Origin of the sequence: Bradyrhizobium sp. IC3123, assembly GCF_020193625.1 — a bacterium.
Taxonomy (GTDB): Bacteria; Pseudomonadota; Alphaproteobacteria; order Rhizobiales; family Xanthobacteraceae; genus Bradyrhizobium; species Bradyrhizobium yuanmingense.
Genome location: NZ_JADYVF010000006.1, coordinates 381,065 through 400,844, shown reverse-complemented (window position 1 = coordinate 400,844; position 19,780 = coordinate 381,065). Strand labels below are relative to the sequence as shown.

Sequence of the window (19,780 nt, the reverse complement as noted above, 5' to 3'; positions counted from 1 at the left end):
ACGTCTTTCTGCGTACGCGGAAGCGCGTGGATGGCCGGGTCAACCGCGGCCATGACGGAAGAGAGAGTGTGTGCCTCACAACTCCCTTGCATTCGAGAACGCAAAGCTCGACACCCGCCGCGTCGTCTCGTCCAGGATCAACGTGCGCGTGATCGGCGGCTCGGCGCGCTGGGCGCAGTTCTCGCGCTCGCAGAGGCGACAGTTGACGCCGATCGGGGTGCCCTCGGCCTTCTCCAGGTCCATGCCGGTGGCGTAGGTCAGGCGGGCGGCGTGGCGGATCTCGCAGCCGAGGCCGATGGCAAAGCGCGGCTGCGGCAGCGGATGCGGCGCCACGGGGCGGCGCACCATCTGCGCGATCGAGAAATAGCGCGTGCCGTCGGGCAGCTCGATCACCTGCTTGAGCAGGCGATCCGGCGTGTCGAAGGTCGAATGCACATTCCAGAGCGGACACGTGCCGCCGAATTTCGAGAACGGGAAGGTGCCGGAGGAGAAACGCTTGGAGACGTTGCCGGCATTGTCGACGCGCAAGAGGAAGAACGGAATGCCGCGCGCATTCGGTCGCTGCAGCGTGGTGAGGCGGTGGCAGACCTGCTCGAAGCCGGAATTGAAGCGCTGTGCCAGCACGTGGATGTCGTAGTTCAGCGCTTCGGCGGCCGCGAGGAACGCCGGGTAGGGCATCATCACGGCGGCCGCGAAGTAATTGCCGAGCGTGATCCGGAACAGCCGCCGCGGCGCATCGTCCAGCGGGCCGGCCCGGCCGATGATGGTCTCCAGCGCCTGCGCGCATTCCGCCAGGCCCAGCTGGAAGGCGAGCTGGAATGCGCGGCCGGGCGGATCGACCAGCTCCGAGATCAGCAGCTGCCGGCGGTGGCGGTCGAATCGGCGGAGCGTCTCGCGCATCACGTCGACCGGCATGATGCGGGTCTGGATCGAGTGCTTCTCGCGCAAGCGCGTTATTAGCGCGGCATACAGCCCTTCGGCGGGCTCGTTCAACTCGTCGCGCAGATTTTCCGCCGCCTGCTCCAGCTCCGGAAAATAGTTGCGGTTGGCCTCGATCAGCTCACGCACGCGCTCGACCGGATTGGCTTCAAAGCGCGTGCCGACGTCGCGGTCGGCCATCTGCGCCGCGGCCAGGGTCTCGCCCTGACGCGCCTCGGTATAGGCCGCGTAGAGCCGCTGCAGCGCATGGGTGACGCCGGGGCAGAGCTCGGCGAGGTCGCGCAGCTCCTGCTTGGGCACGTCGATCTGCCGGAACAGGGGATCGGAGAAGATCTCGTTCAGCTCGGCGAAGAAGCGGTCCTCGTCCGCGGTGGCGAGATCGCGCAGGTCAAGGTCATAGGTCTCGGCCAGCCGCAGCAGGATCTGCGCCGTGACCGGGCGCTGGTTGCGCTCGATCAGGTTGACATAGCTGGGCGAGATCCCGAGCCCCTCGGCGATCTGGGTCTGCGACAGCCCCAATTGCTGCCGGATTCGCCGGAAGCGCGGGCCGACGAAGAGTTTCTTGCCGGAATCGGCGGGCATGTCTCAGGCCTCCAGACTCAATCAAGGTCAGAACAGTTGACCTATTATTTACAAATTTTACAAAGTGACATGTATTACGCGTTCAGATGTTACATGACATCACCAATAAAAAACAAGCCATCTGTACGAACTTTTCCTTTTCGCGTTTAGCTTCTGACACGCATCTCGCAATGCATTGTCAAGAATGTCGATGGCTGCGTCGCCATCGTCAGCGAAAGGATCAGGCACATGAATTACCAGCCCCGCGGTATCAGCACCCTCCAGGGTCCGTCCTCGTATCAGGACGAAGTCAAGGCGGCTCAGGCGCTCCTCGAGACCCAGCCGACCTGGAACGGCGTGTCGGCCGAGGCCGTCGCGCGCATGCGCCTGCAGAACCGTTTCAAGACCGGCCTCGACATCGCCCGCTACACCGCGGCCGTGATGCGCGCCGACATGGCCGCCTATGACAAGGATCCCACCAAGTACACCCAGTCGCTGGGCTGCTGGCACGGCTTCATCGCCCAGCAGAAGCTGATCTCGGTCAAGAAGCATTTCGGCGGCAAGACCGACCGCACCTACCTCTATCTCTCCGGCTGGATGATCGCGGCGCTGCGCTCCGAATTCGGTCCGCTGCCCGACCAGTCCATGCACGAGAAGACCGCGGTGCCGGCGCTGATCGAGGAGCTCTACACCTTCCTGCGTCAGGCCGATTCGCGCGAGCTCAACGACATCTTCCGTCTGCTCGACAAGGCGCGCAAGGAAGGCGACAAGACTCGCGAGAAGGAGCTGATCGAGAAGATCGACAACTTCCAGACCCATGTCGTCCCCGTCATCGCCGACATCGATGCCGGCTTCGGCAACGCGGAGGCGACCTATCTGCTCGCCAAGAAGATGATCGAGGCGGGCGCCTGCGCGCTTCAGATCGAGAACCAGGTCTCCGACGAGAAGCAGTGCGGCCACCAGGACGGCAAGGTCACGGTGCCGCATGACGTCTTCCTGGCGAAGATCCGCGCCTGCCGCCACGCCTTCCTCGAGCTCGGCGTCGAAGACGGCATCGTCGTGACCCGCACCGACTCGCTCGGCGCCGGCCTGACGCAGCAGATCGCGGTCAGCCACAAGCCCGGCGACATCGGCGACCAGTACAACAGCTTCCTCGATTGCGAGGAAATCACCGCGGAGAACGCCAAGAACGGCGACGTCATCATCAACCGCAACGGCAAGCTGATGCGTCCGAAGCGGCTGCCCTCCAACCTCTACCAGTTCCGCCCCGGCACCGGTGCAGACCGCTGCGTGCTCGATTGCATCACCTCGCTGCAGAACGGCGCCGACCTGCTCTGGATCGAGACCGAGAAGCCGCATATCGAGCAGATCGCCAGCATGGTCGACCGCATCCGCAAGGTGGTGCCGAACGCCAAGCTCGCCTACAACAACTCGCCGTCGTTCAACTGGACCCTCAACTTCCGTTGGCAGGTCTACGACGCGATGAAGGAAGCGGGCCAGGACGTCAGCAAGTACAACCGTGCCGAGCTGATGAAGGCGGAGTACGACGACACGCCGCTGGCGAAGGAAGCCGACGAGCGCATCCGTACCTTCCAGGCGGATTCGGCCAAGCGCGCCGGCATCTTCCACCACCTGATCACGCTGCCGACCTATCACACGGCCGCGCTCTCGACCGACAATCTCGCCCGCGAGTATTTCGGCGAGCAGGGCATGCTGGGCTACGTCAAGAACGTCCAGCGCGCCGAGATCCGTCAGGGCATCGCCTGCGTGAAGCACCAGAACATGGCCGGCTCCGACATCGGCGACGACCACAAGGAGTACTTCGCGGGCGAAGCTGCGCTGAAGGCGGGCGGCGTCCACAACACGATGAACCAGTTCGGCTAACGGCGGATCGGACCGGTCTGGAAGCCAGGTTGGAGTCCAGGCCGGTCACGCACCTCAACAGGAGACTGACAATGACCAAAGGCAGCAATTTCTGGGTGATCGGCGGCGAGTTCGGTTCGATGAACTTCCACAAGCTCGTGGAAGGCTCGGCCCAGGTCAAAGGTCCGTTCAAGACCCGCAAGGAAGCCGAAGAGTGCTGGAAGGAAGTCTCGGAAGAAAGCCGTCACAAGGCCGGCGTCCGCTTCTCGATCGTGGAAGAGCCCTCGCGGGTCTCGGCCTGATCGCCCCGACTTAAGAAGACGTCCAAGGACGGATGGTCCCATCCAGGCCCTGCCTGGGTGGGATCGTCTGTTTTTGGCACAGGTGAACCAGCTGTGGGCGCCGTAAGTCTCTGGAATTGTAGGCCTTTGCGGAGGGTTTGGTTGCTGATAGGTTAATGGGCATAAGTCGAGGACGAGGCCGACAATGTCAGAGCCCGAGACCAGCGGGACCCATCCCGGCCAGCCGGGCCCGGTGCGGCTGCGCGATGCGCTGCTGCGCGCGCGGATCGAGGCGGCCGACCGCACCGGCGTCGTCGTCGATTTGCGCGACGCCGAGGTGGCACGGCTCGAGATCCTCAACGACGCGCTCGATCCCCTGTTCGCGCAGGTGCCTGATCAGATCGACCTGTTCGACCGCGGCATCAGCCAGGGCGATACGCCGCGGCTGTGGATCGACGTCGTCGCCCATATCGTGATGGGCCGCGACAAGCGGATGTACCGCTTCGTCCAGGACACCCGCTTCGGCCGCATCGTGCTCGCCGAATCGCACGACACCGCCGTGATCGTCGAGGCCGTCACCGACTATGTCGCGCGCCGCATGGTCGAGCGCGAGCGTGCGATGGTGGTCGCGCCCGAACCGCAGGCCCCGGCCGCCGCGCCGCCGCGCCGCTCGCGCCTGTGGCCATTCGTGTTCGGCTTCGTGCTCGGCGCTGCCGCGTTGTTCGGGGTGGCAGTGCTGGCGGTCTTGCGGAACTGGTGAGGCTCTCTCCTTCGTCATTGCGAGGAGCCCTTGCGACGAAGCAATCCAGACTGCCTCCGCGGAGATTCCTGGATTGCTTCGCTGCGCTCGCAATGACGACCGGGGTCTAGATCAACCGCACATGCTTGATCTGCCCGACCTGAAACCCCGCCCCGAGGCTTCGCACCGTCTGCTCGCAGCGCCAGCCGGCATTGTCCTTCTCGATGGTGAACAGATTGTACGCCGCCGCCGGATAACGTCCGTGCGCCAGCGCGGAGGCCGACGGCACGCCGAGCGCGGGAATGTTGCCGTTCGGACCCTCGAACCACATCGTCGAATGAATGTGGTCGTGCCCGTGCAGGACCAGCTCGACGCCGTGGCGCTTCAACAGTCCCAGCAATTCCGGCGCGTCCGTCATCCGCTTCGCCCGCGCGCTGGACTTCAGCGGATGATGCACCAGCAGCACGCGGAAGACGTCTTCCGCGGCGAGCCGCTCGAGCACCTCCGCAAGCGCGGCGAGCTGATCGCGCCCGAGCGTGCCGGTCGCCATCAGCGGCAGGGTCGGCACCGCCGTGGACAGGCTGATCAGGACCAGCGGCCCGCGCCGGCGCACCGCAGGGAAGGCTGCGCCGCCGGGTGTGTCCGCGGCGATGTAGTGCAGGAACGTCTCGCCGAAGCGATGACGCGTCGCGCTGACATAGGCGTCGTGATTGCCGGGGATCGCGGTCACGCGGTCGGGCGGGCCGACGCTTTCGAGCCAGGCCAGCGCCGGTGCGAACTCCGCCTCAAGCGCCAGGTTGACGAGATCGCCCGTCACTGCGATGTGGTCGGGCGCCTGCGCCTTCATGTCGGCGACGAGCGCGTCGAGCACCTCGCGACGCTGGTACTTGTGGCGGTTGCGCGTCCAGTTGACATAGCCGAACGCGCGCTTGCCCGCGAGCTCGATCAGCCGCGGCTTCGGCAAAGGCGCCAGATGCGGATCGGAAAGGTGGGCGAGCGTGAAGGGAGCCAGCGTGGAGGGAGTCATGGCGCGCGAATGCCTCGCTATTGCTCCGCTGTAATGGCAAGGTCGCGCGCCCCGCGCAAGCAGGGCCTGAAACAGGGGGCGTCAAGGAGCCTGATGGGAGAACGTCTGAACCGAGCCCGACGGAAAGTCGAGCCGCTGCTGCGGCGGTTCTTGCACGGCTATTTCCTGCTCGTCCGCGGCATGACGCTCGGCGTCCGTGCCGTGGTGCTGGATGCCGACAATCGTGTCTTCCTGGTCAGGCATAGCTACGTCAGCGGCTGGTATTTGCCTGGCGGCGGCGTCGATTTCGGCGAGACCATGGAAGAGGCGTTGCGGCGCGAGCTCAAGGAGGAGGGCGACATCGATCTGACCGGCGAGGCGATCCTGCACGGCGTCTTCCTCAACAGCCACGTCTCCCGCCGCGACCACGTCGCGGTCTACGTGGTCAGGCAGTTCAGGCAGGACCGCGTCCCTGAGCCCAACCGCGAGATCGTCGAATGCGGGTTCTTCGACAATGCCGCATTGCCCGAGGGCACCACGCCCGGCACGCGGCTGCGAATCGCCGAAGTGCTCGATGGCAGGCCCGTGATTGCGACGTGGCGCTGAGGGCGGCTTGTGCTAGTAACCCGCTCGACGCGCACGGCAGGCCACGCCGCTCGGGCGCGAGCCGACAAGCCTCGGAGTGCTGCCTGATGACCACAACGCAACTTCGTATCGCGGTGCTGGTGCCCTGCTACAACGAGGAGGCCGCGGTCGCGACCGTCGTTGCCGATTTCCGCAAGGCGCTGCCCGCGGCGGAGATCTACGTCTACGACAACAATTCGCGCGACCGGACCGCCGCGGTCGCGCGCGAAGCCGGTGCGATCGTGCGCAGCGAGCGCCGGCAGGGCAAGGGCCACGTCGTGCGCCGCATGTTCGCGGACGTCGAGGCCGACGTCTATGTGCTGGTCGATGGCGATGCCACCTATGATGCGCCGAGCGCACCCATCATGATCGACAAGCTGCTCGACGAGCATCTCGACATGGTGGTCGGGCTTCGCGTCGATCAGGTCCAGGCTGCCTACCGGCTCGGCCACCGCACCGGCAACCGCATGCTGACCGGCTTCCTGTCCGACACCTTCGGCCACGCTTTCAAGGACCTCCTGTCCGGCTACCGGGTGTTCTCGCGCCGCTTCGTCAAATCCTTTCCCGTCCTCTCCGACGGCTTCGAGATCGAGACCGAGCTTGCGGTCTATGCGCTGGAATTGTCGCTGCCGGTTGCCGAGGTCGAGACGCCCTATTATGCGCGCCCCGAAGGCTCGTTCTCCAAGCTCAACACCTGGCGCGACGGCTTTCGCATCCTCGGCACCATGCTGAAGCTCTATCGCAGCGAGCGGCCGTTGCGCTTCTTCACGGTGATCGGAATCCTGCTGGCGCTGGCGTCGATCATCTTCGCGATTCCGATCGTGATCACCTTCATCGAAACCGGCCTCGTGCCGCGCCTGCCCACTGCCGTGCTGTCGATGGGCCTGATGATCATGGCCTTGCTGTCGGTGTCGTCAGGGCTCGTGCTCGATACGGTGACGCGAGGGCGGCGGGAGATGAAGATGCTGGCCTATCTGTCCCAGCCGGCGTCGAAACGGAACGCAGGTTGAGCCAGGCTTGCACTTCGCCCGCCGGGAGGTAAACGGGGCACCGCCGCCGCCCATGGACCTTCGCAGGCGCAAGTGCTACTCCGCGAATTGACATGAACGATCTCTCACTGACCATTCTTCCCGAAGCCGCCGGCGACGCTCAGGCCATCGAGCGGCTGCACGAACGCACCTTCGGCCCCGGCCGCTTCGTGCTGAGCGCCTACCGGATCCGCGAGCACGTCGACCATCTGCTCGAACTGTCCTTCACGGCCCGTATCGGCACGCTCCTGGTCGGCTCCGTCAGGCAATTGCCGATTCTGATCGGCCAAACGCCGGCGCTGCTGCTCGGGCCGCTCACCGTCGAGCCGCCGTTCCGCGATCGCGGCATCGGCCGTCAGTTGATGGAGCGCGCGCTGAAGGACGCCAGGGAAAAAGGCCACCGCCTCGTGCTGCTGGTCGGCGACGAGCCCTATTACGGCCGCGTCGGCTTCAAGCAGGTCGCCAAGGGCCGCGTCACCATGCCCGGCCCGGTCGATGCCGCGCGCATCCTGGTGTTCGAGCTCGTCGACGGCGCCTTCGAGGGCGTGTCGGGCGCGGTCGGCCCCGACTGGAGCAAAGCGCGGACATAGGAGCGGCGCGCGTCGTTGGAAACGCCGTAGCCCGGATGGAGCGCAGCGCAATCCGGGAAGGTCTTCCGCAACGAGAGAACCCCGGATTACGCTACGCTCCATCCGGGCTACGACACTGCTCGTATCTCATCCGGCTAAGAGACCGTCGAGAAGACGCGCGGCTGCGCGCGTCATACTCCGTCATTGCGAGCGCAGCGAAGCAATCCAGAGTCTTTCCGCGGAGGCGGTCTGGATTGCTTCGTCGCAAGGGCTCCTCGCAATGACGGCGCGTGTCGTTACCTAGAACTTGAAGTTCGCGAACACCCTGACGCCGATGCCGGGCAACAGCACCTGGTCCTTATTGAAGGAGACGGCATTGCGGATATTCTCGTTGAGCAGGTTGTTGCCGACGAGCCCGACATGCATCTCGCGCGCGCCGAACCAACGTTGATCGAGCTGCGTTTTGTAGCTGACCTCGGCCCTTAGCAGGTTGTAGCCGGGCGTCGGCGTCTCCGCGATCGGTGCGATGTCGTTTTGCGCGAACGCGTGCAGCAGGTTGATCCGGGCAAACCATTCGGCGTCGCGATAGTACACACCACCGCCCAGCCGCTGGGGCGGAATGCGTGGCACGTTGGTGCCGTCGTCGAAGGTCGCGCGCACGATGTCGTATTGACCCTCGATGCCCCAGATCCCGTTCCAGACCGGCATCACGTCGTACTGGAACTGGAATTCGCCGCCCCGGAATGTCGCGTCGCGCTGCGAATAGACCGCCTGATTCAGTTCGAGGCCAGCGCCAAGCTGGCAAACGCCGTCCTCACACGTGTTGCCGGTCAGGCGCCGGTAGATGAAACCGTTGAACTTGGTGTAGTAGCCGGTGATTTCGAAGCGAAGCGGTCCTACCGCTCGTCGCAGTCCCGCCTCGACCGACTTGGCGGTCTCGATGCCGAGATTGGGATTGCCTATGTCGAAAGTGGTGGTGGCATCGTGGCCGCCGCGCGAAAACAATTCCGCCGGTTTCGGCGCGCGTTCGACATATTGGCCGGTGATGCTGGCGACCAGATCCCAAGGAAGGCTGTGGATCAGGCCGATGCTCCCGCTCAGCGGCGTGAAGTTGCGGTTGACCGCCGTTGCGGGGCCGATCGCGGCCGGATCGACGGCGAGGTCGAACACATCGGGGACGAAGGCCGGCGCCGTGCCGCTCAACCTTGCACTCTCGACGCGCCCGGCGATCTGAGCCTTGGTGGCTTCGCTGAACTTGAACTCGTTGAAGATGTACCCGGCGACCTTTGTATTCTTGTTCGGATCGAACAGTCCGTTGACCGGGCTGCCTGGATCGTCCGGACTCGGCGCGGTCAACTTCTGGTGCGACGCCTGAACGCCCACAGCAGTGGTCAGCGCAGCAAAGCGGACGTCGAACGGCGCAAGCTGCACCTCGACGCGGCCTTCCTGTTCCTTGTTGGTGAAGGTTTGTCTCACGCCGAGGGAGCCGAGGTCAGCGGAGTCGGCGAGCCCGACCTCATCGTGCTTATAGTCGGTGGCGCTGGCCCAGAACCGGATCGCATCGATCGCCGCCGCGTCCGGCCGATACTCGCCTTTTGTCGTGAACTTCGTTTGTCGTCCGTCGATCCGCGTCAGGAACTCGCTGCCCTCGATACCGGGTATGTGATAGAGCGCGTTGTGCTGCGTGATCGCCGCGCCCACGTAGCCGCCGTCGAAGATGTAGGAGCCGCCGACAGATCCGCCGTAGGCCTGCGATGCCGAATTCGGCTGGCGTCCGTTGAACGGCAGCGTCGGGTCGGTCAAGAACGGATAGCTCGGGATGTTGTAGTCGCCGGCCTTGCGGCCAAAGGCATCGGCGTGGAAGGCAAAGTTGCCGCCGCCGGCATCGAGCAGCACGGCACCTTCGGTCCCGCGATCGACCGAAGTTACGGCCGTCCGCGTTTCCGCGGTGATGCAGCCCGGCGATCCCACGTTTGCCAGCGGCGCCTTGGTCGGGAGTCCGTAAGTCGGAAAGGGCGCCGTGCAGGACGGCAAGGCATCCGGAATTCGATTGTTGGTTGCGCTGACCACGCCGCCGATCGCGGTGGAGCCGTAGCGCAGCGTCGCCGGTCCGCGGATGACCTCGACCTGGGTAGCTGCCAGCGGATCAATCGGCACGAAGTGATCCTCGCCGAGATCGGACGCGCCGTTGCTGCCCGTTCCGTTCTCGATAATGCCGACCCGGTTGGTGTCGAGCCCGCGAATGATCGGGCGGCTGGATGCGCCGGGTGCGTATTCAGAGCCGGTGATGCCGGGCTTGGAGAACAGGAGATCGCCGAGCGTGCCGCCGCCGTTGCGCCGAATCTCCTCGTTCGGCACCACGGTGACGGTCGCGAATTGATCGGTCACAACAGGCAGCACGCCTTGCTGGGGCGCGGCGGACACGGGAGCTGCCGGTGCCGCTTCAGCCGCCTGCTCGCGGCTGCGCACCCGCGCGGTCCGCGTGCCGCGGCCTGCGTTGCGGGTCGGCACCACTGCTCTGCGTACGATCGGGCTCGGCGCCGTTACGGTGATAGCGGGGAGTTCGGTCGACGATTTGTCTTGTGCCGGCTGTTGTGCCGGTCGTTGTGCCGAGTCCTGGGCGAACGCGGATGTAGCGGCGGCGCCGAGCAGGAGCAGGCTTGCTCCGCCAAGGCGCTGCGCGCGTCGCAATTGAAATGACATGGTCCTGATTCCACTCAGGCGCCGTCCGGATGATGCTCTGCTGATCGGAGGCGGCCTGCCGTCGCGACGCGACGGAATTCGACTTCAACTTCTCCCAGGCACTTGCCGATGTGCGGCGAGGCTGGGTGTGATCAAGCGTTGGAGTCAGGACGCAGGAGGGGCGCGCGGCTGGAACGCCGTGCGGGCCGATGTCAGATGAGCGAACTCGGCGTCGAGGCTGCGCCGGAGCAGCTCGATCGCCTGCGGCAGCAACAGCACGGGCGGCGTCGCCGACACGATCGTGCCCGCCATCGCAATGATGGCGCAGATGGCGCAACTCTCGTCGCGCGAATGCTCGCGGTCGGGACTTGAGGGCGATTGCTTCTCGACGGCGGCGCCGTCGGTTGCTGCAACGTCCTTGGCGCCGCCTTCGATGTGCTGGACCGATGATTGAGCAAAAGGCGCGGCCTGCGCGAACCAATGGCTGTGGCCGAACGTCAGCGCGAGCTGCACCAGCATCGCGAACAACGCGAGCCGGGCGCCGTGCCTGCTATTCGACCGGAACCACTTCATCTGGAAAACGCCACCCCCACACCGAGGCGTCAATCCCAGGACGCCGCGATGTTATAGTATAACATCGCCCGACCGGTTCACCGATGTCAACGGCGGGGGGATCGGCGCATGCAAGCCGCCAAGCCGATGTGTCGTTCGGGCAACTACCGCCCCTCGCGCACCCAGGTCGCCGCAAATGCGCCGAGCAGCAGCAGCAGGCCGATCAGGCCGGAGAAGATCGGCAGCACGCCGACGCCCTTGACCACGCTGGCATCGCGCATCCGCACGCCCATCCAGCCGTCGCCGTGGAACATGCCGACCGAGCGCACCGGCAGGATGCGCGGCAGCTCGACGCTCGAGCTAGTAGCCACACGCACGGCATCGCCGCCGGTCGCCTGTGTCAGCGGCTTCAACGTATCGACCGTGGAGGTGACTTCCGAAAATTCCTTCGGGTTGGTCGGGCCGACATTGATCAGCGCCTTCAGCGTGCCGTCGGTGGCCTGCCACAGGCCGAGCTCACTCGCCGGCAGGCTGGCGCGCCACTCGCCGGGATCGCCGGCGCTCAGCGTCAGATCCTGCGACACGCCCGACGGCGATGTCACGCTGACGGGCTGGACGCTGTCCGCCATGGTCTGACGCACCACGACGAGGTCCTTGCCCTGCACCTGGAGGCGCAACGCCTCCTCGTCGAGATCAGGCTGCTTCATCAGCCAGTGCGACATCCGCCGCAGCAGGTCGAGATGCGGACCGCCGCCCTCATAGCCGCGCGCCCACAGCCAGATGTGGTCGGACAGCAGGAGCGCGACGCGGCCCTCGCCGAAGCGCGACAGGAACAGCAGCGGCTTGCCGTCGACGCCGGTCATGACGGGCGGGTTGACCGCATTGCGGGTATCGACGGTGCGGAAGAACCGGCTCCAGCGCGGCGGCTCGCTGGCGGAGCCTTCCAGCCCGCGCGTGACGGGATGGCGTTTGCCGAGGTCGGACAGATGCGCATAGAACGGCTTCTCGGTGACGCCGACCGGTTCGGCCGGCAGCACCGAATCGAGCGGCGTGCGCCAGATGCTACTGTTCGAGGCATAGTCGGGACCGGCCGAGACCAGCACGGCGCCGCCTGCACGCACGTAACGCGCCATGTTCTCGAAATAGGGGATCGGCAGCACGCCCTGGCGGGCATAGCGGTCGAAGATGATCAACTGGAATTCGTTGATCTTCTGCTGGAACAGCTCGCGGGTCGGAAACGCGATCAGCGACAATTCGTTGATCGGCGTGCCGTCCTGCTTCTCCGGCGGGCGCAGAATGGTGAAATGCACGAGGTCGACGCTGGCGTCGGACTTGAGCAGGTTGCGCCAGGTGCGCTCGCCCGAATGCGGCTCGCCCGAGACCAGCAACACGCGCAGCTTGTCGCGCACGCCGTCGATGGCGACGACGGCGCGATTGTTCACCGGCGTCAATTCGCGTTCGAGCGGCGAGGCCTCGATCTCGACGATGTTCGGCCCGGCATGCTTGATGTCGACGTCGACGCTCGCGGCCTGGCCGCTGGAGAGCGTGCGCTCGTTGATGACCTCGCCGTCGCGGCGGACGATGACCCTGGCGCGCTCGCCGGTGACACCCTGGTCGTCGAGGCGATAGGAGATGGTCTGGCTCTGCCCGACGATACCGAAGCGCGGCGCGGCGGTGATCGCGATGCGGCGGTCGCGCTCGTCCTTCTGGCCCGTGACCAGCGCGTGCACCGGCGCCTGGAAGCCGAGCGCGGCGGCGTTCGCGGGAATGTCGTGGACGCGGCCGTCGGTGATCAGGAACGCGCCGGCGACGCGGTCGACCGGGACGTCCGCCAAGGCCGAGGCCAGCGCGCCGAACAGCTTGGTGCCGTCGGTCTCGCCGTCGGCCTGTCCGGCTTCGACGACACGGACCTCGAGGCCCTTGATCTTCTTCAGGCTGTCGACCAGCGCCTCCTGCGCTTGCGCAGCTTCGCGATTGCGGTTGCCGAAGTTCTGGCTCGGGCTCTTGTCGATGACAACAGCGGCGACCGAGGTGAGGGGATCGCGGTCCTCGCGGGTGAAGGAGGGATTGGAAAGCGCCAGCAGGAACAGCGCCAGCGCGGCCACGCGCACCGCGGCGCCGCGCGCGCGCGCCAGCAGCAGCACGAGCGCGACAATGACGATCGCGGCGAGCGCGAGCCACAGCACGATGGTAGGAACAAGCGGTGTGAACGCGATCCCGTAACTCATGAGGTCACTCTCTCGGCATCGTCATGGCCGGGCTTGTCCCGGCCATCCACGACTTGCCGCGCGGCACGAAGAACGTGGATGCCCGGCACAAGGCCGGGCATGACGGCCTCCGTTGGGTCCAAATTTAACACCCGCATCATTGCCCCAGCCGTTCGATCAGCGCCGGAGCGTGCACCTGGTCGGCTTTGTAGTTGCCGGTCAGCGTGTACATCACGATGTTGGCGCCGGCGCGGTAGGCGAATTCGCGCTGGCGGGGGTCGCCGCCGGTCACCGGCAGCATGGCCTGTCCGTCGGGCCGCACCGCCCAGGCGCCGGCCAGGTCGTTCGAGGTGATGATGATTGGGGAGACGCCGTCGCCGCCGCGTGCCGGCCGCTGCGCGCTCTCATCGTCGTCTTCGCGCGGCAAGGTCTCGACCCAGGTCTGGCCGGCAGTGAAGCGGCCGGGGAAGTCGCGCAGCAGATAGAAGGTCTTGGTCAGCACATGCTCGCGCGGCACCGGCTCGAGCTCGGGCACGTCGAGCGAGGACAGGATCTCGCGCAGCGTCTGCATCGCTGGGGTCTGCGCCGCGCCGTTGGCGCCGGGCGGCGCCTCGATCGCGTCGCGGGTGTCGAACAGCACGGTGCCGCCCTGCTTCATGTAGACGTCGATCTTGTTGATGGCGTCCTGCGGCGGCTTCGGCGCGCCCGGCACGATCGGCCAGTAGATCAGCGGGAAGAACGCGAGCTCGTCGCGCGCGGGATCGACGCCGACGGGATCACCGGCCTCGAGCGCCGTGCGCTGGGCCAGGAACAGCGTCAGCCCGTTCATTCCCGCCTTGACGATGGAATCGACATCCGCATTGCCCGTGACGACATAGGCGAGGCGGGTCTGCGACACCGACTTCATCGCGAACTCGTCCGTGACGCCGTCGGCGCGCGACGGCGCCGGCGAGAGCGCCGCGAATCCCGCGAGCAGGGCGAGCACGATCATCGCGGGCGCGGCGCGGCGGCGCAGCAGCGCGGCAATGCCGCCGCCGAGCACCGCGATGATGATGGCGTCGATCAGGAACAGCGCGAGCGCCGTCGACAGCAGCCAGCCGCGCAAATCGCGCGGCTCGGCATTGGTGTAGGTGGCGTGCCGGGCGCGCAGGCTCGCGGTGTTCAGGGCGGCGATGCGGTCGGCGCTGGCAAGCGTGTTCACGGCGAGCGGTCCTTCTGCCGGGCCGTAGAAGCCGGGCGGATGATCTGATGTGGCGCGGTCGCGGTAATCCGCAGGAAGCGGCTTGGCCGTCGCGGGCGGCGGACCAAACGCGCCAAATCCGTCGAGGATGTGCAGCGGCGCCACGGTCTCAGTGGTCGCTTCGCCGGCAACGCCAGCGCCGGGCTTCGCGGTGTAGCCGGACATGTCGACCACCCGTCGCAGCATTTCGACGAAGGTGCCCGACATCGGTAAGTCAGACCAGCGCATGTCGGCGCTGACGTGGAACAGGCTGACGAGGCCCTTGCCGCGATGCTCGCCGGTGACGAGCGGGGTGCCGTCTTCCAGCGAGGCCCAGCTCTTGGTGGCGAGCACGGCGTCGGGCTCGGCCAGCACCTGCCGGCTCACGGTGACGTCCTTCGGCACTGCGACCCCGGCGAACGGACCGTCGACGTCGAAGGAGGCGAGATGCTGCGGCTTCTCCCAGGTCAGGCTGCCGCCGAGCGTGCGGCCGCCCTTGCGCAGCTTGACCGGCACGAGGTCGTCCTCCGCCTGTGCCAGCCGGGGCCCAGCGAACCGCACCAGCACGCCGCCCTGGTCGACCCAGGCATTGAGGCGTTCGCGCAACTCGGGGGCGATGGTGCCGACATCGGCGAGGATGATCATCGGTAGCTTCTGGTCGAGGAACTGCGTGATGCCCTGCTGAGGCGAGCCTTTGTCGGCGAGCCGGACGTCGGCGAACGGCGCCAGCGCGCGGGTGAGATAGAAGGTCGGCGCCAGCAGTGGCTGCGCGGTCTCGCTGGTCGCGCCCGAGATGATGCCGATGGCGCGGCGGCGCCAGCGCTTGTCGAGCAGCTGCACCGCGCCGGCCGAGCGCTCGCCGGAGATTTCCAGCCGCGTGATGTCGTTGCGCAGCTCGACCGGCAGGTCGAACGCCGCCTCGGTTTCCTTGTCCTGCGGGCCGAACGAATAGCGCGCTTCGCCGATCGGCGAGGCCTTCTGGTCCAGCGCGCGTACCGTGCCGACCGCAATCCCGCCGTCGGTGCGCAGCACCTTCACCGTCATCTTCGCTGCGGCATTCTCGGCGGCGACCAGGGCCGACGGCGAGGAGGTGCCGCCTTGGAACACGGTCAGGCTGCGATCGCCGATGGTCTTGCCGAGGCCGGCCACGAAGTCCTCGCCGCGGCCGGTGTCGACGCCGTCCGAGAGCCAGGCGATCTCGCAGTCGCCGGTGACCTTGAGGAAACGGTCGACCGCGGCCAGCGTCTCGACGCGATCGATCGAATAGGGCTTTGGCGCCAGCTGCCGCAGCGCGACGCGCGCCGCACCCGCCGGCATCAGGGTGATGTCGCGGTTCGGCTCGGACAGCGGCACCAGCGCGATGCCGCGGCCGTCATTGTCGGCATTGGCGATAAGCTCGTCGGCGGTCCTGATCCTGACGTCCCAGTGCGATGCGGCGCTCCAGCCGTCGTCGAACATGATCATCAGCGGCGCCTTGCTGCCGGCGATGCCCGTTTGCGGATTCCAGATCGGGCCGGCGGCGGCGAAGATCACCAGCGCGGCGGCGAGCAGGCGAAGCGCGGTCAGCCACCACGGCGTCCGTGAGGGCGTCTCTTCGCGCGGCGTGATGTCGAACAACAGCCGCGTCGGCGGAAACTCGATGCGGCGCGGCCGCGGCGGCATCACGCGCAGGAGCCACCACAGCACGGGCAGGCTGAGGAGGCCGATCAGGAGCAGCGGTTGCGTGAAGGCGAGCGGCAATCCCATCATGCGGCCGGCCCCGCCTTGATCGTCGTGGTGCGTGCGCCGGACTTGCTCACCTGCATGCCCGCATGCAGGAACAGCAAGAGCTCGGCGGCGGAGCGGTCGGTCGCGTGCGTCGTGAACAGCCAGTCGAGCTTGTTGGTCTCGGCGCGGATCTGGTCGCGGTGCAGCGCGAGCCGCGCGGTGTAATCCTGCGCCCAGCTCTCGGCGCGGCCGGCGGTGATCACGCCAAAGCCTTCGGGCTCGACGAACTCGACGCGGCCGGAATAGGGGAACGATTCCTCGGCAGGATCGACCACCTGCACCATCGTGCCATGCGCGCCGGAGCTGGACAGCCCGGCGAGCGTCGTCCTGATCTCGGCGATCGGCGACCAGAAATCCGACAGCACGATGATCTCGGCCAGCGCGGCCGGAACGAAGGATGGCGGCAGGCTCAGTCGGTCTGCATCGTCATGCAGCATCGCCTGCGCCATCCTGTCGATGACGCTGCGGCTTGCGGTCGGCGCCATCAGCCCGGGAATGCCGACGCGCTCGCCGCCCGCGACGAGCAGCTCGGCCAGTGCGAAGGCGACGATCAGTGTCCGCTCGAGCTTGGACTCGCGCGCGGTCTTCGAGGCGAACGCCATCGAGGGCGAGCGGTCCGGCCAGATCCAGACCGTGTGCGAGGCTTCCCATTCCAGCTCGCGCACGTACAGATGGTCGTCGCGCGCCGAGCGGCGCCAGTCGACGTTCTGCGACGGTTCGCCCGAGACGAAGCGGCGGTACTGCCAGAAGTTTTCGCCCGAGCCGGCGCGGCGCCGTCCATGCAGGCCGTGGATGACGTTGGCGGCGATGCGGCGGGCCTCGAGCACCAAGCGCGGCAACGAAGCGGCGAGCGTGCGGCTTTCGCCATCTGCACGTCGGATCGCCAATATCTCCTTCGCTGCCCGCCCGTTCTCCGCTGCCATCAACCGATCCGTGTCTTCAATTGCCGGATCACGTCCGGAATCGTGCGGCCTTCGGCGCGCGCCTGGAACGTCAACGCCATGCGGTGCTTCAGCACGGGCTCGGCAAGGTCGAGCACGTCGTCGATCGAGGGTGCGAGGCGGCCGTCGATCAGCGCACGCGCGCGCACCGCCAGCATCAGGGATTGGCTGGCGCGCGGGCCGGGGCCCCAGGCAATGAACTTGCCGGCTTCGCCGGCGTCCGGACCCGGGCGGGCCGAGCGCACCAGCGAGAGAATTGCTTCCACCACGGAATCGCCGACCGGCAGGCGCCGGATCAGGCGCTGCGCGGTGATCAGCGCATCGGGCGTCATCGCGCCCTTAGCCAGAGTCTCCTCCGCGCCCGTGGTTTCAAACAGGATGCGGCGCTCGGCATCGCGGTCGGGATAGTCGACGTCGATCTCCATCAGGAAGCGGTCGAGCTGGGCTTCGGGCAGCGGATAGGTGCCTTCCTGCTCCAGCGGGTTCTGCGTCGCGAGCACGTGGAAGGGTTTCGGCAGATCGTGACGCGCGCCGGCGACGGTGATGTGCTGCTCCTGCATCGCTTGCAACAACGCCGATTGCGTGCGCGGGCTGGCGCGGTTGATCTCGTCGGCCATCAGGAGCTGCGCGAACACGGGACCGGCAATGAAGCGGAAGGCGCGCCTTCCCGCGGTGCTCTCGTCCAGCACTTCGGCGCCGAGAATGTCGGAAGGCATCAAATCGGGCGTGAACTGGATGCGCTTGGCGTCGAGACCGAGCGTGACGCCGAGCGTCTCGACCAGCTTGGTCTTGGCAAGGCCCGGCACGCCGATCAGGAGCGCATGGCCGCCGGAGAGAATGGTGACCAGCGTGTTCTCGATCACGCGATCCTGGCCGAAGATGACCGAGGCGATCGCGTCCTTGGCCGCGCGAACCTGGCTCGACACCTGCTCGGCCGAACGGACGATCCCGTCCTCGAGTTTCTCGACACTCTCCGCCATTCGCTTGCTCCTTCAGCCTGTGCAACGCGGCTTGCTTGCATCGTCAGCCTGTCACGTCAGGTCATCACGCCAGATCATGGGCCCCATGCTAGACTTGCAGGAAGGCCATGTATTCGTTGAATTAACCTATCCCCACCTTATCGGCTTCGGGGTATGTACGGCATCACGAAGTGGCGACCTCCACACCGGGCTATTCCGGATGGAACCGCGCACCTAAGTACAACGTAGACCTGCACCAATCGTGCCAATCACAAAGTCAGGGCAAACCATGGCGAACCAAGGGCAGAGCGCCGATCGGGGTCTCGAGGGACTGACTGCCGCCGCCAAAAGCGCTGCCAATGCCGAAGGCGCCAAGAAAGGCCTGCCTCCGGTGCATCTGTGGAATCCGCCGTTTTGCGGCGATCTCGACATCCGAATCGCCTCCGATGGTACTTGGTTCTACATGGGGACGCCAATCGGGCGTGCCGCCCTGGTGCGGCTGTTTTCGACCATTCTCAAGCGCGATGGCGACAAGCATTTCCTGGTCACGCCGGTGGAGAAGGTCGGTATCCGCGTCGACGATGCGCCGTTCATGGCGGTCGAGATGCAGAAGGACGGCGAGGGCAGCCATCGCGTGCTGCACTTCCGCACCAACGTCGACGACTGGGTCACCTGCGACGCGGCGCACCGGCTGCGCTTCGAGCAGGCGGAGGATGGCGGGCTGACGCCCTATCTGCACGTCCGTGCCGACCTCTGGGCCAAGGTGACGCGCGCGCTCTATTACGATCTGGTTGACATGGGCGAGGAGCGGATGGTCGATGGCCAGCCGATGTTCGGTGTCGAGTCGGCCGGCGAGTTCTTCGCCATGGCCGATGCGGAGCAGGTGAGGGCGGCGCTTTGAATTTGAACAACCCTATCCTGACGAACGAGCCGGTCGCGCTTGGCGCTGCGGATTTCTTCGCCCGCTCCAGGGCGCGGCTCGGCTTCGACGTGCCGCCCGGCCTCTATGATCCCAACATCATCCCCGCCTCGGGCGATCCCGGCACCGACAAGATGCTCGAGATCATCGCGCGCGAGCAGCCGGTGCGTCCCGCAGCGGTCCTAATCGCGGTGGTCGACCATCCCGAGCCCACCATCCTGCTGACGCAGCGCTCGGCGCATCTCAACGACCATGCCGGCCAGATCGCCTTTCCCGGCGGCAAGATCGACGCGATCGATGCCTCGCCGCTCGATGCGGCGCTGCGCGAGGCCGAGGAAGAGGTCGGGCTGTCACGCGACTTCGTCGAGCCGCTCGGCTATCTCGATCTCTACGGCACCGCTTTCGGCTTCCGCATCCTGCCGACGGTTGCCAGGGTCAGGCCGGGCTTTTCGCTCAGCATCAACCATTCCGAGGTTGATGATGCCTTCGAGGTGCCGCTATCCTTCCTGATGAATCCGGTGAACCACCAGGTGCACAGCAAGGAATTCCGCGGCACGCCGCGGTCCTACTACGCGATGCCGTTCGCGGAACGCTACATCTGGGGGGCGACGGCGGGCATGCTGCGTGTGCTGTATGAGCGGATCTATTCGTCATGATCCGGACGGTTCTGACCGAGATCGGAATCTTCCTCATCCCCTTTGCCGTCTATGCGCTGTTCCTGGCGGCGACGCGGTCGGGTGTGTTCGCACGCTCCTCATGGCCGGTCGCGATCGTCGCGCGTCTTGCGCTGGTGGCGATCGTGCTGGTCATCGCCGGCCTCATCGGCTTGGCGGAGTTCTCCGGCGCGCCGCCGGATTCGACCTACGTCCCCGCCCATATCGAGGACGGCAAGCTCGTGCCGGGCACGGAAAAGTAGGGGCGGGT

General features: G+C 66.3%; 17 protein-coding genes. 9 read left to right on the top strand and 8 right to left on the bottom strand.

What is annotated here, in order from left to right:
- Positions 1 to 75: 75 nt before the first annotated feature.
- A complete protein-coding gene (locus I6F20_RS22465; RefSeq protein WP_036013804.1) occupies positions 76 to 1,521 on the bottom strand; it encodes a helix-turn-helix domain-containing protein in 1,446 nt (481 codons plus the stop codon).
- Between the two features lie 228 nt (positions 1,522 to 1,749).
- Between I6F20_RS22465 and I6F20_RS22460 the strand changes: the two genes are divergently transcribed.
- The 3 genes from I6F20_RS22460 (at position 1,750) to I6F20_RS22450 (ending at position 4,404) form a co-directional block, all read left to right on the top strand.
- Positions 1,750 to 3,384 (top strand): isocitrate lyase, encoded by a 1,635-nt coding sequence (locus tag I6F20_RS22460; protein ID WP_036013803.1) that lies wholly within the window; start codon positions 1,750 to 1,752, stop codon positions 3,382 to 3,384.
- A 71-nt stretch (positions 3,385 to 3,455) separates the two neighbouring features.
- A complete protein-coding gene (locus tag I6F20_RS22455) occupies positions 3,456 to 3,665 on the top strand; it encodes a DUF4170 domain-containing protein (RefSeq protein ID WP_036013800.1) in 210 nt (69 codons plus the stop codon).
- Between the two features lie 184 nt (positions 3,666 to 3,849).
- The gene (locus I6F20_RS22450; RefSeq protein WP_225127859.1) at positions 3,850 to 4,404 is read left to right on the top strand and encodes a hypothetical protein; all 555 of its coding nucleotides are present in this window, start codon (positions 3,850 to 3,852) and stop codon (positions 4,402 to 4,404) included.
- 106 nt (positions 4,405 to 4,510) lie between these two features.
- On the opposite strand, the gene I6F20_RS22445 is transcribed toward I6F20_RS22450, so the two are convergent.
- Positions 4,511 to 5,395, bottom strand: coding sequence for a metallophosphoesterase family protein (locus I6F20_RS22445; protein WP_225127889.1), 885 nt, complete (start codon positions 5,393 to 5,395; stop codon positions 4,511 to 4,513).
- Positions 5,396 to 5,503: 108 nt separating this feature from the next.
- Here I6F20_RS22445 and I6F20_RS22440 point away from each other — a divergent pair, with 108 nt between their 5' ends.
- From I6F20_RS22440 to I6F20_RS22430, 3 genes are all read left to right on the top strand, one after another.
- Positions 5,504 to 5,995 carry an NUDIX domain-containing protein gene (locus tag I6F20_RS22440; protein ID WP_225127857.1) on the top strand — a complete coding sequence of 164 codons (492 nt, stop codon included), beginning with the start codon at positions 5,504 to 5,506 and terminating at the stop codon, positions 5,993 to 5,995.
- Between the two features lie 86 nt (positions 5,996 to 6,081).
- A complete protein-coding gene (locus I6F20_RS22435; RefSeq protein WP_036013795.1) occupies positions 6,082 to 7,023 on the top strand; it encodes a glycosyltransferase family 2 protein in 942 nt (313 codons plus the stop codon).
- A 92-nt stretch (positions 7,024 to 7,115) separates the two neighbouring features.
- Positions 7,116 to 7,631 (top strand): GNAT family N-acetyltransferase, encoded by a 516-nt coding sequence (locus I6F20_RS22430; RefSeq protein WP_057026259.1) that lies wholly within the window; start codon positions 7,116 to 7,118, stop codon positions 7,629 to 7,631.
- A gap of 279 nt (positions 7,632 to 7,910) precedes the next feature.
- Here the strand turns inward: I6F20_RS22430 and I6F20_RS22425 are convergent, their stop codons facing one another.
- The 6 genes from I6F20_RS22425 to I6F20_RS22400 all read right to left on the bottom strand — a co-directional run bounded on the left by I6F20_RS22425 (position 7,911) and on the right by I6F20_RS22400 (position 17,958).
- The gene (locus I6F20_RS22425; RefSeq protein WP_225127855.1) at positions 7,911 to 10,313 is read right to left on the bottom strand and encodes a TonB-dependent receptor; all 2,403 of its coding nucleotides are present in this window, start codon (positions 10,311 to 10,313) and stop codon (positions 7,911 to 7,913) included.
- Positions 10,314 to 10,457: 144 nt separating this feature from the next.
- Positions 10,458 to 10,865 carry a DUF2946 domain-containing protein gene (locus I6F20_RS22420; protein ID WP_036013788.1) on the bottom strand — a complete coding sequence of 136 codons (408 nt, stop codon included), beginning with the start codon at positions 10,863 to 10,865 and terminating at the stop codon, positions 10,458 to 10,460.
- 143 nt (positions 10,866 to 11,008) lie between these two features.
- Complete coding sequence (locus tag I6F20_RS22415; protein WP_225127854.1) at positions 11,009 to 13,072, bottom strand: hypothetical protein; 2,064 nt, start codon at positions 13,070 to 13,072, stop codon at positions 11,009 to 11,011.
- A 136-nt stretch (positions 13,073 to 13,208) separates the two neighbouring features.
- Positions 13,209 to 16,019 (bottom strand): DUF4159 domain-containing protein, encoded by a 2,811-nt coding sequence (locus I6F20_RS22410; protein ID WP_225127853.1) that lies wholly within the window; start codon positions 16,017 to 16,019, stop codon positions 13,209 to 13,211.
- Positions 16,016 to 16,960, bottom strand: coding sequence for a DUF58 domain-containing protein (locus tag I6F20_RS22405; protein WP_036013782.1), 945 nt, complete (start codon positions 16,958 to 16,960; stop codon positions 16,016 to 16,018). Before I6F20_RS22405 ends, I6F20_RS22410 begins: the two co-directional genes overlap by 4 nt.
- On the bottom strand, positions 16,960 to 17,958 hold the full coding sequence (locus I6F20_RS22400) for an AAA family ATPase (protein ID WP_025038173.1): 999 nt from the start codon (positions 17,956 to 17,958) through the stop codon (positions 16,960 to 16,962). The genes I6F20_RS22405 and I6F20_RS22400 overlap by 1 nt, the downstream gene beginning before the upstream one ends.
- A 268-nt stretch (positions 17,959 to 18,226) precedes the next feature.
- Between I6F20_RS22400 and I6F20_RS22395 the strand changes: the two genes are divergently transcribed.
- From I6F20_RS22395 to I6F20_RS22385, 3 genes are read left to right on the top strand one after another with little or no spacing between them, the layout of a single operon-like run.
- Positions 18,227 to 18,838 (top strand): DUF1285 domain-containing protein, encoded by a 612-nt coding sequence (locus I6F20_RS22395; RefSeq protein WP_225127852.1) that lies wholly within the window; start codon positions 18,227 to 18,229, stop codon positions 18,836 to 18,838.
- A 2-nt stretch (positions 18,839 to 18,840) separates the two neighbouring features.
- A complete protein-coding gene (locus tag I6F20_RS22390; protein ID WP_157286391.1) occupies positions 18,841 to 19,512 on the top strand; it encodes a CoA pyrophosphatase in 672 nt (223 codons plus the stop codon).
- Positions 19,509 to 19,772: a DUF6111 family protein gene (locus tag I6F20_RS22385; protein ID WP_036013774.1), complete on the top strand. Its 264-nt coding sequence runs from the start codon at positions 19,509 to 19,511 to the stop codon at positions 19,770 to 19,772. Before I6F20_RS22390 ends, I6F20_RS22385 begins: the two co-directional genes overlap by 4 nt.
- The last annotated feature ends 8 nt before the right edge of the window (positions 19,773 to 19,780 follow it).